The sequence below is a fragment of the Natrarchaeobius chitinivorans genome (genome assembly GCF_003841505.1).
GTDB classification, from domain to species: domain Archaea; phylum Halobacteriota; class Halobacteria; order Halobacteriales; family Natrialbaceae; genus Natrarchaeobius; species Natrarchaeobius chitinivorans.
The window spans coordinates 120,440-135,291 of sequence record NZ_REGA01000001.1; the positions used below are offsets into that span (position 1 = coordinate 120,440).

A 14,852-nucleotide genomic window follows, 5' to 3' on the forward strand; every position below is an offset into this window, starting at 1 on the left:
CCGAACGCCTCAGGCATGGAAGAGACGACAGTCACCGTCGAATCGGTACGCGAGGTCGGCCCCGACACCGTCGCGATCACGCTCGAGGCACCCGAAGGCTTCGATGCGTTACCGGGCCACTTCGTCCTCCTTACGGCCGCACCCGACGGCGAGGAGATCACTCGCCACTACACGCTCTCGTCGCCGTCGGTTACCGACAGCTTCGAGATCACGGTCGGGATCGATCCCGATGGCGATCTCTCACCGTGGCTCGCCGACCTCGAGGGCGGGGAGACCGTCGAAATCGAAGGGCCGATGGGGGCGATCACGTACGAGCGGGACGAAGACGTCGTCGCCGTCGCGGGCGGGCCGGGTATCGGTCCCGCCGTCTCGGTCGCCGAAGCCGCCACGGAGGCGGGCCACGACGCTGCCGTCGTCTACCGGGACGACGAACCCGCCCACGTCGACCGCCTCGAGCGTCTCGAAGACGCGGGTGTGACCGTCACCGTCCTCGAGGAAGAGGCCGACGAGGAACTCGCAGACGCCATCGAGTCGCACGTCGAAGACGGACAGCTGTACGTCTTCGGGTTCGAGAGCTTCGTCACGTCGGTCACGGACGCGATTGCGGACGCTGGCGGCGATCCGGAGGAGGCCGCGGTCGAAAACTTCGGGTGAGAAACCGACACCGGTGTCGGTGGCGACGCTCGCGAACGGCCGCGTCATCGGTTCGGTTTCGTCGCCCGCGTCGCTGGGGCCCCGATCACAGGAGACCGACCTCTTCGCTCGCCGCCCGGATCGCCTCGAGGCAGGCGACGACGTCCGCCTGGTCGTGAGTCGCCATCGGTGCGATTCGCAGCCGGCACTCGCCGTCGGGAACCGTCGGCGGTCGGATCGCCGGCGCGACGACGTTTCGGTCCCGAAGCGCTGCCTCGAGTGCGAGCGCGTCGCGGCGATCGCCGACGACGATCGGAAGGATCTGCGATTCGCCGGGGACGTCCCATCCCATCGTCTCGAGGCCGTCACGGAGGTGTGTGACGTTCTCCCAGAGGCGCTCGCGCGCGTCGCTGTGGCGTGCGAGATGAAGCGCCTCGCTGGCCGCCGCAGCCGCGGGCGGTGCGAGTCCCGTCGAGAAGCCGAACGAGCGCGCCTCGTTGACGAGACACGCGATCAGGTCGTCGCTCCCGGCGACGTAACCGCCCTGACTCGCCAGCGCCTTCGAGAGCGTCCCCATCTGGACGTGGATTCGGTCCTCGAGCCCTTCCGCCTGAACGACGCCACCGCCGTCGACGTACAGCCCCGTCGCGTGAGCTTCGTCGACCATAACCCACGCGCCGAACTCCTCTGCGAGGTCACAGATTTCAGAAAGCGGCGCGACGGTGCCGTCCATGCTGAACACGCTATCGGTGACGATCAGCCACGATTCGGTTTCGCCGTCGGGAGTCGCCTTCGAACCGGATCTCGAGTCCGTGCTCGCCTCGGCCCGTTGCGCTCGAGCGGCCATCTCCGCTCGCAAACTGTCCGGATCGCAGTGATCGTAGGTCACCGTCTCGCAGTCCGCCAGCCGACAGCCGTCGACGAGACTCGCGTGATTCAGTTCGTCCGAGAAGATCACGTCGGGTTCGAGCGCCGTAATCGTCCCGACGTTCGCGGCGTATCCAGACGAGAACGTCAGGGCGCGCTCGGCCCCTTTCGTCTCCGCCAACAGCCGCTCGACGTCGCGGTGAACCATCGTATCCCCGGTGACGAGCCGACTCGCGCCGGACCCGGTGCCGACGGTGGCCGCCGCACGCCGGGCCGCGTTCTGAACCCGCTGATCGTCGGTCAGCCCGAGGTAGTTGTTCGAGGCGAACACGAGCGCCTCCTCGGAGTCGAGGACGGGAAGTTCGCTCCCGCAGGGTTGTGCGAAGTATCCTCGCTCGGCAACTCGATCGACGGGCGACAGCGTCCGTTTCAGCTCGTTCTCCTCGAGAGTGGCGAGACGGTTCTCGAGGTCGAACCCGCGGTCTTCCATTCGGGTGTAGGGAGTCATCGCCACGGTTTCACTGTCACGGTTCCGTTCCGATGTCCGATCTGGATCGTGCGCCGTCAAATCCGGGCATCAGTCCTGCCGGGCCGAAGACGCCGTATTCGACCGCACGGTCGTTCCGACCAACCGATTTCCGGTAGCCGGGCGACGGTCCGTTGACGGTTGCCACCACGCCCGTCTGGTCGTCACACACGAACGTGTTCGTCGCCCGCTTGTAGGCGACCGTCGTTCCAGTTACGGTGATCATCGTCCCAGTCACGGTGATCATCGTCGACTTCTCGACGCGGCGCTCGACCCGATCGGCCGACGATAGGCCTCGAGCAGGCGATCTCGATGGAGTCAATCGTCGTCTGCGTCGGCGCTTGCCTCCGCCGGGGAGACGTCGCCCGGGCGTGCGGACGACGTCGAGTCGGCGTACCGGGCTTTGACCGCCTCCGGATCGAACCGGTTCACCGCTCGATTTGGCTCGAGACCGGCGCGTTCGACGATTCGAACGTCTTCGGCGGGCGACTGCCCCTCGGTCGTGAGGTAGTCCCCGATGAGAATGCCGTCCGCACCCGCCTCGAGGGGGCGGTGCTGATCGTCGGCCGCGAGGTTGACCTCGCGTCCGCCCGTGAGCCGAACTCGCGCCTCGGGGTGAAGCAGTTTGTAGACGGCGACGGTCGCGACGATCTCGTCGGTCGTGATCTCGACGTCGCGTTCCGCCAGCGGCGTCCCCTCGATCGGGTTCAGGACGTTCACCGGCAGCGAGGAGACGCCGATCTCCCGAAGCGCGACGGCCGCCTCGACCCGATCGGTCGGCGTCTCGCCCATGCCGAGGATGACGCCCGCACAGAGGTCCATTCCCGCCTCCTTCGCCACCTCGAGCGTCCGGACGCGGTCCTCGAAGCTGTGGCTGTCGACGATCTCGGGGAAGTACCGCGGAGACGTTTCGATGTTGTGATTGTAGTGGTTGATCCCGGTTTCGGCCAGGATCTCGGCCTCTTCACGGGTGAGGATGCCGAGCGAGGCGTCGACCTCGAGGGCACACTCGTCGCGGACGAGCCTAATCGCCTCGAGGACCTCCGCCCACTCCTCGGGTCGGCGCTCCTTCGAGACGCCTTTCTCCGCGAGGACGATACCGAAGCGCTGGGCACCGTCGCGTTCGGCTCGTTTGGCCGCCTCGAGGACCCGCTCCGGCCCGAGGAAGTCGTAGGTGTCGATGCCGGTGTCGAAGTGGACCGACTGGGCACAGAAGCCACAGTCTTCCGCGCAGTTGCCGGCTTTCGCGTTGACGATCGAGCAGGCGTCGACCGTCCCGTCGCCGAAGCGGTCGCGAACGACGCCGCCGGCTTCGGCGAGTTCTTCGACCGGCTGGGCGACGAGCGCGAGTCCGTCGGTGCGGTCGAGGCGCTCGCCGGCGAGCACCCGCGCGAGGGCGTCGTCGATCGTTTCGTTTCCAGTCTCGTAAACCACAGTGGACTATTTAGTTGACGAAAATATAATTCTTGGGACTTCCCTGCAACGAACTGGTCGCAACTCGCCGTGTCTCTTTCGCCCCCTAAACAACAATATTTTAAAATAACCGTTTGCCAACCCCGTTCATCACGTCAGCCGGCAAACGCCCGACACGCTACGGCGTTGAGTCTCTCGGATATCGTGACTGAAAAATTCCAAAACTTAATTATCTGTGAAAATGTAGTGATACAGAGCGAGTCCATGACCGACAGTACGATCGAAAACAAACCGGGCGACGGCGGGTTCGACGTCGGCTCGAGTGCCGACGAACTATTCGGGGAAATCGCGGACGAGCCGCTCGAGACGGACGGTGATCGGACGAGCGAGGTCGAACCGGACGAGGACGACGGAGCCGGCGTCGAGGACCAGACGGCCGCGACCGTCTTCGGTCAGCTCAAAGACGAAGTCGAAGCCGAGAGCTCCGAGACAGACGACTTGCTCGCCGACGAGAGTCCCGAGGACATCATCGCGAGCGCGGACGACCCCGACCCCGAACCGGCGGTCGACGAGGACCTCCTCGTCGACGAGGAGGAACTGACGGACCTGCTGTTGACCGAGCGGACGAAAGGGGAGGAGTTTCTCTGGGTCGACGCCGACGAGGACGAGACCAGCGACTTGCTCTCGGCCGAAACCGACCCAGCAGACGACGCCGAACCCGATGAAGTCGAATTCTCCGAACGCGATCTCGAGGAGACGGACGAACCCGACATCGACTCCAGCTCTGACACCGACCCGGTCGAATCGGACGAACTCGACGTCGACACGGCTGACGCCAGTTCGTCAGCAATCGAAGACGCCAGTTCCTCGCCAACCGAAGACGCCAGTTCCTCGCCAACCGAAGACGCCGCGGACGGAAGCGAAGGGGACGGTTCGCCGGCTCCATCCAACGACCGTCCGCAGGGGCTGTTCGCTCGACTCCGCGCGACGCTCGCCGGCTTCTTTTAGGCTTCCCACGGGTCATGGACCCCGGATCAACCGCTCTCGTTTTCGAGTCGTGATCGAACCGGACAGCGCTCGAGAACGGCGCACACTCCGTTCGAAAGCCGCTTCCTGCTGACCGGTCGGGAACGATACAGGCGTGGTACGGACCAGCGATCCGTATCAGTCGGTGTCGGTGAGACCGCAAAACGGTCGCGGGCTCACGCTACTTCGTCACGACAGACCGGACGAACCGTTACCGCTCCGGAGTGTCTAGGAGAGGTACGATTCGATGTGGTCTGCGACCTCTTCGGGCGTGTCACCCACGGGAACGCCCGCGTCGTTCAACGCCGAAATCTTGCTCTCGGCGGTGCCGGTACCCGAACCCGAGACGATCGCGCCGGCGTGACCCATGCGCTTGCCCGGCGGGGCGGTGCGGCCGGCGATGAAGCCGGCGACCGGCGTGTCGACGTGCTCGTCGATGTAGGCGGCCGCTTCTTCCTCGTCCTCGCCGCCGATCTCACCGCACATGACGATGGCGTCGGTCTCGTCGTCGTTCTCGAACAGCTCGAGGGCGTCGACGAAGTCGGTGCCGATGATCGGGTCGCCGCCGATGCCGATGGCGGTCGTCTGTCCGATGCCGCGGTTGGTGAGGTTGTCGACGACCTGGTAGGTCAGGGTACCCGATCGGGAAACGAGACCGACGTTACCGTCCGCGAAGATGTTTCCGGGGAGGATACCGAGTTTGGCCTCGCCGGGCGTGATGAGTCCGGGACAGTTCGGACCGATGAGCCGCGTGTCGGTCTCGGAGAGACGCTTGTTGACCCGGGCCATGTCCTGGGTCGGAATCCCTTCGGTGATCGCGACCGCCAGTTCGAGGTCGGTGTCGAGGGCCTCGAAGATGGCGTCACCCGCGAACGCAGGTGGGACGAAGATGACGGACGTATCGGCGTCTTCCTCCTCGACCGCCTCGTGGACGGTGTCGTACACCGGAACGCCGGCGGCTTCCTGTCCACCCTTGCCGGGAACCGCGCCGGCGACGACGTTGGTTCCGTACTCGATCATCTGTTCGGCGTGGAAGTTGCCCTCCCCGCCGGTGATTCCCTGTACCACGACGCGCGTGTCGTCGTCGACTAGTACGCTCATTGTTCGTTCACCTCCTCAGCGTAGGAAACGGCACGCTGGACCGCGTCCTCGAGTGTCTGTTCGACCGTCACGAGGTCTTCGTTCAGAATCTCCATCCCTTCTTCCCAGTTGGTTCCGGCGAGTCGGACGACGACCGGTTTGGGAATCTCCTCGAACTGCTCCAGGGCTTCGTTGATCCCCTTTGCAACCTCGTCACCGCGGGTAATTCCCCCGAAGATGTTGAAGACGACGCTGTCGACGTTGTCGTCGGAAAACACCATGTCGAGTGCGTTCGCGATCCGGTCGGCTTTCGCGCCGCCACCGACGTCGAGGAAATTAGCGGGCTCGCCGCCGTAGTGGTCGACGAGGTCGAGCGTGGTCATCACGAGACCGGCACCGTTGCCGATGATGCCCGTGTTGCCCTCGAGGCGGACGTAATCGAAGTCGTACTCGGCGGCTTTTTGCTCGAGTTCGTCGCCGCCGGCCGCTTCGTTTTCCATCTCGGCCAGTTCGGGCTGGCGGAACAGCGCGTCCTCGTCGATGTTCATCACGGCATCGGCCGCGATCACGTCGCCGTCGGCCGTCACCATCAGCGGGTTGATTTCGGCGTCGGAGCCGTCGCGGCTCTCCCAGAGATCGTAGAGCGTCATGAGAACGTTCGAGACGTCACGTGCGACGGCGGGGTCGACGCCAGCGTCGTAAACCGCCTTGCGTGCCTGATAGGGGTGCATGCCGAAGGAGGGATCGACGTGTTCGCGGGCGATCGCGTCGGGGTCTTCCTCCGCGACTTCCTCGATGTTGACGCCGCCGCGGGTCGAGACCATCGCGACGGGTTTGCCCTCGCCGCGGTCCATCGTGATCCCGACGTAGAGTTCGTCCGTAAAGTCGACGGCCCCCTCGACGAGAACGCGATCGACGTGATACCCCTTGAGGTCCATGCCCAGGATCGAGTCGGCCGCCTCTCGAGCCTCGGTCTCGTCTGCCACGAGTTCGATTCCGCCGGCCTTCCCACGACCGCCGACCTGTACCTGCGCTTTGACTGCCACCGGATACCCGATCTCCTCGGCCGCGGCGAGTACGCCGTCGACGTCGGAGGCGAGCTGTGACGCCGGCGTCGGAATCCCGGCGTCGGCGAAGACCTGTTTCGCCTGGTATTCGTGGAGTTTCATAGCCATTCGAACGGCGGTTCCCCCCTTGCTTAAATCCTGTTAGTCTCGACTCGTCGGACGGACCACTGCGTGCCGATACAGTCTGCGTCTGCGTGTCGATACAGTCCGCGTCTGCGTGCCGGTACGGTCCGCGACCGGCGCGCCCGCGTGGTCGAGAACCGCGACGTGGGCCCCAATACGTTGCGTTGGACCCCAATACGTTGGCAGTCGCTCCTCGTTCGCGGGACCCACATGCGTCGACAGCCGACATGGGCTCGCGTTACTCGTCGTCGCGGTCGACCGTCTCGAGCCGTGCGACGTCGAGCAGGATTCGGTTTCGGGACGGTTCGACGGCTTCGACTTCGCCGGCGAGCAGCAGGTCGACGGTCGACGTCGTCCCGATCGCGATTGCATCACCCTCGTCGAACCCCTGAACCGACTCCAGAAATCGGATCCGGACCCGGCAGACGTCGGGGTGGTGGACGTTCGTGAACGTGATCGTATCGACGACGGCGTCGACTCGGTCGAACTCCTGGGCGAGAACCGCCGTTTCGGGGTCCTCGACCGGATTTCGATCGAGAACCTCGTAGGCGACGTCGGTGGGTTCGTAACCGCCGTGAGGTCCCGAAACGCTTTCGACCAGTTTGAGCGCGCTCAGATTCGACATCTGATTGCGAACGGTCCGCGGTTCGCGGTCGATCGCTGCTGCGATCGTCTTCGCCGGAACCGGGGCATCCGTTCCCTGATAATCGTTAATCAGGGCGGAGAGGATCGCTCGTTGACTGTTCGTCAAATCGATCGTTGGCATCGGTGTCCGGTTCGTGTCGCTGCCTAAAGAGTGCGACGCAGCGCACCACAACTCCCAAGGCCGTTCGGTCGCTACGCTCTCGGAGGTGACCGAGCGCCTGCTGACCCGACGTGACGACCCAGAGTGACGGAAATCGAACGCGGCGGTGGTTCTCGTCGATACAGAACGCACTCCAGGCGCTGGTCCACACGAACCTCTTCATCTCGATCGCGACGGTGAGCGTCGTCGTCACGACCGTGTTGCTCGCGGACCTCCCGTTCGATCCGCTCCCCGCGTTCATCGTCTTCGCCGCCACGATGTTCGTCTACAGCATCAACCGGATCACCGACATGGCGGAGGACGAGCGGAACGTTCCACGGCGTGCAGCGTTCACCAGACGCTACGGCCGGTTCTGGCTGGCGATGGGGGTCGCACTGTACGTCGGCGCGATCGTCATCGCGGTCGCGGCGGGGTTGCCCGGCGCAGTCTACCTGTTGCTTCCGATCGCCGTCGCAGCACTCTACTCGCTGGGGGTCAAACGACTGTTTCTCGTGAAAAACTGCTTCGTCGGAATCGCCTGGGGAGTGATTCCCCTCGGCGTCGGCTACTACTACGGCCGACTCTGGACCGTCGAAATCCTGTTTCTGGCCGGATACGTCACCGTGATGATCACCATCGCCGCGGTGATCTTCGACGTCAAAGATATCGAGGGCGACCGGGCAGAAGGGATCTCGACGGTCCCCAACACGCTCGGCTCACATCGGACCCGCATCCTCTCGGCGATTGCGACCGTCGTCGTCGCAGTTATCGTCGCCGGTCTCGTAGGGTGGAACGTCCTGGCGACGGAATTTCTCGTCGTCCTCGCGATGAACGGATACGTTCTCGGCTACATCCCGTTTGCGACGCCGGATCGCGGACCGCTTTTCTACGGATTCGTCGTCGACGGCGAACACGTGGCTCTCGCCCTCCTGGTCGTCGCCCTCGAGTGGCTCCGGTGGTGACGGGATCGTGCTCAGTCTCTATCGGTTTCGCTCCAGTCGCACTCCTGGCACTTCCAGCCGGTCACGAACTCCGTGACCGACGGCATATAGCCCACCTCGAGCACGGATTCACCACACTCGGGACAGTCGCGGTCGGCTTCCGAGATCGATTCCGCTTCCATCACCGACTCGCCCTCGATCAACTCCGCGAGCGAGTCCGCCGTCACCATTCGGCCCTGAACGACGCGATTCTGGCTCACGTTCGATACTGGGGTTGCGATCCCCCTAAGGGTTTCTGGAGAGGACAGGTCGGCGAGCGGAGTCGTCGAAGCGAGCGTCGATCACTCGTTCTCGTCAGGCCGGGTTCGGTGTCGAACTCGACGGTTACGTCGTGGCCGGCAGGCGGAAATTCGACGCGGTCCCCGGAAGTCGCCCCGTTCCGTCGGTGTGACGGTACCCAGGGTCAATCGCCGGCTTCGCCCACCCGCGTCTCACTCGAGACGATTTCGGGCTTCGAGTCCGAACGTTCGCGCTCGGTTTGCCGCCCGGCCAACAGCCGTTCGGCGTCAGCGCTCAGTCGGTTGACGACCGCCCGACCGTCGCGTTCGCGTTCGACGAGTCCGTCCTCCTCGAGTCGGCCGAGGTGGTGGGTTACGGTACTCGGATCGCGATCGAGCGTATCGGCCAGCCCGCTGACCGAATCGGGGCCGTCGTCGGCGAGTGCGTACAGGACGGCTGCCGTCGCCTCGTCGTTGAGTGCAGCGTCGAGTTCGGCCGACTCGGTGTCGATCGGGAAGTACCGTCGGTGGCCCCGGACGTCCTTTCTGGAGACCAGGTTCTCGAACTCGAGGATCCGAAGGTGATACCGTGCCGTCTGAACCGGAACGCCGGTCTCGTCGCTTATCTCGGCGAGATAGGTGCCGGGCGACGACCGGATCTCCTTGTAAATAGCCGAACGTGCGTCGTGCTCGAGCGGATCGTCATCGCTGAACCGTTGATAGCCGAGCAGGGCGACCAGTCTGGTCCCCCACTCGCGGAGCAGCGTCGCTGCCGAAGAGAGCAGCGAACTGGCGCCACCACCACCGGGCGCAGACGAGAGTATCGCGGTCGTCCCCATCCGCCGCGCCAGCAGGGCAGCGCCGGTCGCTCCGGCCCCGATCGCGACTCCGGAGCCGGCACTCGAGCTGGGAATCGGTTCACCCCCCGTTTCCTCGTCGGACGCGTTCGCGGCGCCGTCGCTCTCCTCGTCGACACCTCCTTCGTCACCGGCCGATTCGTCGGTGTTCGGTTCGGCTGGACTCGATCCGGCCGTGACCGTCAGTTCTCCATTGGCGACCGACACGTTCCCGCCGACGGACGCGTCCAGCCGGAGGCGGTCCGCGAGGGAAATCCCGGTTCGATTCGTCTCGACGTCGTTCGGTTCCTCAACCGCCTCGAGGAGCGGTTCGGATTCGTCGAGGCTCCCGTTCGAAAGTGTTCTCTCGAGTTCCTCGGTCGTCTCGTCGATCTGATCGTCCTCACCAGTCGACAGGTCGACGTCGCTATCGTCGTTCGAGTCCACGTTCGTCGCGCCGTCAGTCGGGGAGCTATTCCCGTCGTCCGTCGACTCGATTCCATCGTCGTCCTCGACCAGTTCGTCCGTCGTGTCGACGGCCCCGGCGGTCGAGGCCCCGGCCTGAGCGACGAATCCGCCCGCTGGCCCGACGGCGAACAGAGAGAGGGCGGAGACCAGGACGAGAATCTGAAGCATTCGCATGATCGGTACTCGAGAGTGACGCTCTCGTTCGGTTGAACTTCTCCGTCGATGCCAAAGTCGTTTTGGACGAATCGGTAACACGTCGAGAGTTCTCGGAACGGAGCCCGGATCGAACCGACCCTCGACACCGGAGCCCGGATCGAACCGACCCTCGACGGGGGACAGCGCCCGGGTAGACGGAAGTGCAAGCTCCAGGGACGATATCGAATCCGACACGAAAGTTCCGTCAGACTTCGACGCCGACCGTGGTTTCGCTCTCGGCCGTCACCGACGTTTCTCCCTCGGTCTCGTCGCTCGAGTCGTCGTCGCTCGCATCGTTGTCGATCTCGACGGAGGTCTCGCCGTCGACCGCGGAACTGCGTTCGTCGTCGCCGCCGGTCGCGTCGACCTCGGCGCTCGAGTTTGCGTCGACGTCGGCCGACGCACCGTCGTCGGTTCGGTCCTCGGTCTCGTCTCCGTCGGCGTCGTCCGATCCAGCGGCGGCGTTGGTTTCAGTTTCCGCGACCGTCTCGGCCGCTCCGCTCGAGCCGAACACGCCGATCGTGCTCTGGATCGCCGAACTGACCCAGGCTCCGAGTGCCAGTCCGTTTCCGCGGTCGTCACCGTCCGAGTCATCGGTGCCGTCGTCCGAGTCGTCACTATCGCTCGCGGCCGAGGCCTCGCCCTCGAGTTCGACGGTTATCGTCCGATCGTCGCCGTCGTAGGCGGGGAGAGTCACGACGCCGGAGACGTGTGCGTCGTCGGATTCGACCTCGAACGTCACCGTCTCGTCGGTTTCGGGGGTCGGCAGGACGACGGTGCCCTCGGAGTCCGACTCGTACGTTCCGGCCGCGTCCGCGTTTGCGTTACCGACTCCGGTCACGGTCACGTCGGCACCGGTGGCGGCCGATCCGGATCGGTCGATCGTAACCACGGTCCGGTCGTCCGACGGTTCGATCGTTACGGTCATCGATTGGGAGGCAGACGTCTCGCCCGCCGCCACAGCGGGCCCAGCGGCTGTCATCACGAGCATCGCTGCGATCGCGATCGCGGCTAATTCGTTCCTGAACATCACACTCGGACGGTTCGTGGGGTACATAAAAGGGGTTCTCACAGATCCGTCCAAACGTTTCGACCCGAGCGAGCGTCCGAAGCGAAATCACGCGAGTGCACCCCTCGCAACCGGATCCTCGAGTGCCCGATATCGATCCAGCCGGCGTTTACCGACGGCGACGGCCGCGAATTCGCGACCTCACTGACATTTGTCTGATACGGATTACTGTAACTGTTTACCGGCGCACCCGCGACCCGGGCGACGGGTGCGCCGGTAATGATTTACAGTAAACCGTATGACAGTATGAAGACTGGGTGGTCTGAACTTCCGCCCCCTATGATAATAACCGAACGGGGTCGACAGCTCTATTCCTATAGGAAAACATCTAGCCAACAACCAATGGGAATTATCGCCGAGTTCGAGCTGGGTGCAGACGAGTTCGTCCTCGAGGACGCGTTGCTCGTTTCGGAGATCGATCGAATCGAGTTCGATCGCGTCGTTGCAGACCGGAAGGGCGGCCTGTCGTTTTTCTGGGTGTGGGGGGCGAACTTCGAGACGTTCGAGCGGATCGTAGCGAACGGGTCCGACGTCGCGGAACTCGTTCACGTGGACTCCGTCGAGGACGGACGGCTCTATCGGGCCGAGTGGAGTGACTCCGTTGGCAGTTTGGTTCGGGGAATCGAACTGTGCGGCGCGAGTATGCTGTCGGGAACTGGGGAGGGTGACGGCTGGTCGTTCGAAATCCGTTTTTCCGGTACCGACGACTTCACCGAGTTCAGCAACCACTGTCTCGAGACCGACCTGAATCTCGCGTTGAACGACGTCCACACGGTATCTCGGCCGGATAGCGATCTGGGATACGGACTCACGTCACGCCAGCGCGAGTTGTTGATCGAAGCGGCAACGAAGGGGTACTACGACGAACCCCGTTCGGTATCGCTTCGGGAGTTAGCCGACGATTTCGGCATCTCTGCACCGTCTGCCAGCGGATTACTCCGCCGTGGGACACACCGTCTGATCACGTCGACGATCCTCTCCGAGGAGTAAGCTGGTCCAAATCCTTTTGGTAGTTCTATTTTATAAAACCCTTAATCGTTAGCTTTTACGCGCTCGAACCTGTAACTGCCAGAGACCACTGGAACGCAGTAGCCGCGACTGCTCGAGAGGTCGTCTTGCAGTTGCCATCATGGACAGCACAAACGAACTCACCGAGCACGTTCGACGAGGAGACCGGGAGGAAAGTCTGCAGTTCGATCGGTGGTCCGGCGACGACGTCGGTTCGCATTTCGTATTCGTCTACGAGAACACTCGAGAGAAATTGGCTGTCATCACGGAGTTTCTCGCTCGGGGACTGGAAAACGGCGAGAACTGTCTCGCGATTTACGAACGCGAGTTCGTCGAGCGCCTGGAGCCTGCGTTACATGCGAGAGGAATCGACGTCCCGAAGGCGATCCAGGACGGCGATCTGACGTTCAAGACGCCCGCTGAGACGTACCTGGCCGGTGAGGAGACGACGCCCGATGCGCTGGGTCACTGGTTAGCGGAGTTCGCCGACGGGACGGGAGATGCGGTCGATCGCATCTCCGGGGGGATGAGTTGGGCGGTCGATACGGTGTCGGAATCGGTTCTGAGCGAGTACGAACGGCGATCGGACCGGATCATTCAAAACTCCGAGCTGACAGTTCTGTGTCCATACGACCGGAACTCGTTTTCGGACGAATTTCTCTTCGAAATCGTCGAGCACCACCCGATGTATCGGACGCCGACGGGGTCGTGTGTCAACCCGTTTCAACGCGACGGAACGACCCCGGCCCAGCCCATCGACGAGGGCCTGTTCGACGAGGTGATCGACACGCTCGAAGATCTGAGCCGGTACTCCTCACAGACGCAAACGATCGCAGCGGTCACGGAGCTCGCGGAGTTCATCGACGGAACTGGCATCGACGACAGACGGGAGTTCGCCAGTTGTGTCGTCGACGCGATTTCGACGATCTTCTTTCCCTCCCACACCGCCATCTGGCAGTACGACAACGACTCCGGACAGTTCGAGTCGACGCCCGCCACAAATTCCCGGTTCGAAGGCCTCGAGTTCCGCACCGACGCCCTCTCCGATCAGGCGTGGGACGTGTATGCGAATAGTCGAGAAGTCGAGACGAAATCGCTCTCGGCTGCCACGATTCCCGAAACCAGCGACGATCTGCCGATCGACGAGGGCATCTTCGTTCCGCTCGGTCGCCACGGCGTTCTCGTGGTCGTCTTCCCCCGGTACGTTTCGCTCACCGATTCCGAAATCGCGGTCGTCCACATGCTTCAAACCAAGATCCGTACTGCGCTGGATACCATCTCGTACGATCGGGAACTGCAACGATACGATGCCCGACTGGAAGATCAAACCGAGCGAATCGAGACACTCGAGGAGATCGTGTCCCTGCATCAGGGAGCCAACCACGAACTCGTTCGCTCGACGTCCCGGGCCGAACTCGAAGAGCGTGTGTGCAAACAGTTAGTCGAGTCGCCGTCGATCGAATTCGCCTGGTTCGGAACGTGGGACCCGGCCGAGACGGAACTGACCCCGACGGCCGCCAGTGAAACCGGCGAGGGGTATCTGGAGGCGGTCGCTGCAGCGGGGGAGAGTCAGAACCTCGAGCCGGCGATAACCGCCTGTCGAAACGGTCGTTCGACGGTCACGGAGGACGCGTACACGGATCCGCCGTTCGAACCGTGGCGAGCGCAGGCGCTTCGACGGGGGTATCGATCGATCGCAAGCGTTCCGGTCGAGTTCAAAGACGCGCGCTACGGCGTTCTCACGGCGTATTCGGAAGACCCCTACGCGTTCGGTTCGTACACCCGACGCGCACTGGAGAACCTGGGAAAATGCGTCGGACACGCCATCAGCGCCCGCCAGAAGAAGAAAGCGCTGATCACCGATCGAGTGACCGAGTTGACCCTTCGAATTCGGGACGAATCCCTGCCAATCGTTGCGCTCGCCGATCTGCTCGACACCAGAATTAGTTTCGACGGGATCGTTCCACAAAGCGAGGGCCATCCCCGGACGTACTTTACCGTCCACGACTGTGCGCGTGCCGACGTAGAAAACGCTGCCGTCCAGTCGTATGGGATATCCGACCTCTCACACGTCGTCAAGCGAGGTGACGGCCACCTGTTTGCAAGCACCGTAGACGACACCTGCTTTTTCGGCCGTCTCCTGGATTTCGGCGGCGTGCCGAACGCACTCGAGGCGACGGGAACCGAAGCTGAAATCGCCGTCGAGATTCCCGAGGGCACGTCCGCCAGTAGCCTCCTCTCGATGCTCGAGGACCGGTTCGAACGCGTAGAGGTGCAGTCCCAGGAAACGCGAGAGCGGAAATTCCGCGCACGCGACGAGTTCAAACAGGAGTTCGAAGAGCAACTGAGCGACCGGCAAAAGGAGGTGTTGCGAACGGCCTACTACAGCGGTTTCTTCGAGTCTCCCCGCGAAAGTACCGGCCAGGACCTCGCCGATCAACTCGACGTCTCCCAGCCGACCGTCACGGAGAACATCCGCTCGGCAGAACGCGAATTCCTGACGCTGCTGTTCGAAGGGTGATATTCGGCCAACATATT

14 protein-coding genes are annotated in these 14,852 nt (G+C 63.5%); 5 read left to right on the forward strand and 9 right to left on the reverse strand.

The window, feature by feature from the left end; all coding sequences use genetic code 11:
* Positions 1-15 precede the first annotated feature (15 nt).
* Positions 16-654: a ferredoxin--NADP reductase gene (locus EA473_RS00600; protein ID WP_124193732.1), complete on the forward strand. Its 639-nt coding sequence runs from the start codon at positions 16-18 to the stop codon at positions 652-654.
* 85 nt (positions 655-739) lie between these two features.
* On the opposite strand, the gene EA473_RS00605 is transcribed toward EA473_RS00600, so the two are convergent.
* The 3 genes from EA473_RS00605 to bioB all read right to left on the reverse strand — a co-directional run bounded on the left by EA473_RS00605 (position 740) and on the right by bioB (position 3,460).
* Complete coding sequence (locus EA473_RS00605; RefSeq protein ID WP_124194060.1) at positions 740-1,990, reverse strand: aminotransferase class I/II-fold pyridoxal phosphate-dependent enzyme; 1,251 nt, start codon at positions 1,988-1,990, stop codon at positions 740-742.
* Between the two features lie 34 nt (positions 1,991-2,024).
* Complete coding sequence (locus EA473_RS00610) at positions 2,025-2,273, reverse strand: hypothetical protein (RefSeq protein ID WP_124193733.1); 249 nt, start codon at positions 2,271-2,273, stop codon at positions 2,025-2,027.
* A 71-nt stretch (positions 2,274-2,344) separates the two neighbouring features.
* Entirely contained in the window at positions 2,345-3,460 is a 1,116-nt protein-coding gene (bioB, locus tag EA473_RS00615) for a biotin synthase BioB (protein WP_124193734.1), read from the reverse strand.
* 243 nt (positions 3,461-3,703) lie between these two features.
* On the opposite strand from bioB, the gene EA473_RS00620 reads away from it, so the two are divergent.
* A complete protein-coding gene (locus EA473_RS00620) occupies positions 3,704-4,447 on the forward strand; it encodes a hypothetical protein (protein ID WP_124193735.1) in 744 nt (247 codons plus the stop codon).
* A gap of 246 nt (positions 4,448-4,693) precedes the next feature.
* Here EA473_RS00620 and sucD read toward each other — a convergent pair whose 3' ends face one another.
* From sucD to EA473_RS00635, 3 genes are all read right to left on the reverse strand, one after another.
* Positions 4,694-5,566, reverse strand: a complete 873-nt coding sequence (sucD, locus tag EA473_RS00625; protein ID WP_124193736.1) for a succinate--CoA ligase subunit alpha — start codon at positions 5,564-5,566, stop codon at positions 4,694-4,696.
* Positions 5,563-6,714 carry an ADP-forming succinate--CoA ligase subunit beta gene (gene sucC, locus EA473_RS00630; RefSeq protein ID WP_124193737.1) on the reverse strand — a complete coding sequence of 384 codons (1,152 nt, stop codon included), beginning with the start codon at positions 6,712-6,714 and terminating at the stop codon, positions 5,563-5,565. Before sucC ends, sucD begins: the two co-directional genes overlap by 4 nt.
* Before the next feature lie 259 nt (positions 6,715-6,973).
* Complete coding sequence (locus tag EA473_RS00635) at positions 6,974-7,501, reverse strand: Rrf2 family transcriptional regulator (protein ID WP_124193738.1); 528 nt, start codon at positions 7,499-7,501, stop codon at positions 6,974-6,976.
* A 110-nt stretch (positions 7,502-7,611) separates the two neighbouring features.
* Here EA473_RS00635 and EA473_RS00640 point away from each other — a divergent pair, with 110 nt between their 5' ends.
* Positions 7,612-8,481 carry a UbiA family prenyltransferase gene (locus EA473_RS00640; RefSeq protein ID WP_243645162.1) on the forward strand — a complete coding sequence of 290 codons (870 nt, stop codon included), beginning with the start codon at positions 7,612-7,614 and terminating at the stop codon, positions 8,479-8,481.
* Between the two features lie 11 nt (positions 8,482-8,492).
* On the opposite strand, the gene EA473_RS00645 is transcribed toward EA473_RS00640, so the two are convergent.
* The 3 genes from EA473_RS00645 to EA473_RS00655 form a co-directional block, all read right to left on the reverse strand.
* Positions 8,493-8,720, reverse strand: coding sequence for a DUF5795 family protein (locus EA473_RS00645; RefSeq protein ID WP_124193739.1), 228 nt, complete (start codon positions 8,718-8,720; stop codon positions 8,493-8,495).
* A 203-nt stretch (positions 8,721-8,923) separates the two neighbouring features.
* Entirely contained in the window at positions 8,924-10,216 is a 1,293-nt protein-coding gene (locus EA473_RS00650; RefSeq protein ID WP_124193740.1) for a winged helix-turn-helix transcriptional regulator, read from the reverse strand.
* Positions 10,217-10,442: 226 nt separating this feature from the next.
* Positions 10,443-11,267, reverse strand: a complete 825-nt coding sequence (locus EA473_RS00655) for a hypothetical protein (RefSeq protein ID WP_124193741.1) — start codon at positions 11,265-11,267, stop codon at positions 10,443-10,445.
* Positions 11,268-11,648: 381 nt separating this feature from the next.
* Between EA473_RS00655 and EA473_RS00660 the strand changes: the two genes are divergently transcribed.
* Together EA473_RS00660 and EA473_RS00665 are read left to right on the forward strand one after the other, a co-directional pair.
* Positions 11,649-12,296 carry a helix-turn-helix domain-containing protein gene (locus tag EA473_RS00660; RefSeq protein WP_165875167.1) on the forward strand — a complete coding sequence of 216 codons (648 nt, stop codon included), beginning with the start codon at positions 11,649-11,651 and terminating at the stop codon, positions 12,294-12,296.
* Positions 12,297-12,435: 139 nt separating this feature from the next.
* Positions 12,436-14,835 (forward strand): bacterio-opsin activator domain-containing protein, encoded by a 2,400-nt coding sequence (locus EA473_RS00665; RefSeq protein WP_124193743.1) that lies wholly within the window; start codon positions 12,436-12,438, stop codon positions 14,833-14,835.
* Positions 14,836-14,852 lie beyond the last annotated feature (17 nt).

What these genes read in the sequence shown, in the direction of transcription:
- EA473_RS00605 (WP_124194060.1), bottom strand. Translation starts at nt 1,990, where the DNA reads ATGGAAGACCGCGGGTTCGACCTCGAGAACCGTCTCGCCACTCTCGAG.
- EA473_RS00660 (WP_165875167.1), top strand. Translation starts at nt 11,649, where the DNA reads ATGGGAATTATCGCCGAGTTCGAGCTGGGTGCAGACGAGTTCGTCCTC.
- EA473_RS00650 (WP_124193740.1), bottom strand. Translation starts at nt 10,216, where the DNA reads ATGCGAATGCTTCAGATTCTCGTCCTGGTCTCCGCCCTCTCTCTGTTC.
- EA473_RS00600 (WP_124193732.1), top strand. Translation starts at nt 16, where the DNA reads ATGGAAGAGACGACAGTCACCGTCGAATCGGTACGCGAGGTCGGCCCC.
- sucD (WP_124193736.1), bottom strand. Translation starts at nt 5,566, where the DNA reads ATGAGCGTACTAGTCGACGACGACACGCGCGTCGTGGTACAGGGAATC.
- EA473_RS00620 (WP_124193735.1), top strand. Translation starts at nt 3,704, where the DNA reads ATGACCGACAGTACGATCGAAAACAAACCGGGCGACGGCGGGTTCGAC.
- sucC (WP_124193737.1), bottom strand. Translation starts at nt 6,714, where the DNA reads ATGAAACTCCACGAATACCAGGCGAAACAGGTCTTCGCCGACGCCGGG.
- EA473_RS00655 (WP_124193741.1), bottom strand. Translation starts at nt 11,267, where the DNA reads ATGTTCAGGAACGAATTAGCCGCGATCGCGATCGCAGCGATGCTCGTG.
- EA473_RS00635 (WP_124193738.1), bottom strand. Translation starts at nt 7,501, where the DNA reads ATGCCAACGATCGATTTGACGAACAGTCAACGAGCGATCCTCTCCGCC.
- EA473_RS00610 (WP_124193733.1), bottom strand. Translation starts at nt 2,273, where the DNA reads ATGATCACCGTGACTGGGACGATGATCACCGTAACTGGAACGACGGTC.
- EA473_RS00665 (WP_124193743.1), top strand. Translation starts at nt 12,436, where the DNA reads ATGGACAGCACAAACGAACTCACCGAGCACGTTCGACGAGGAGACCGG.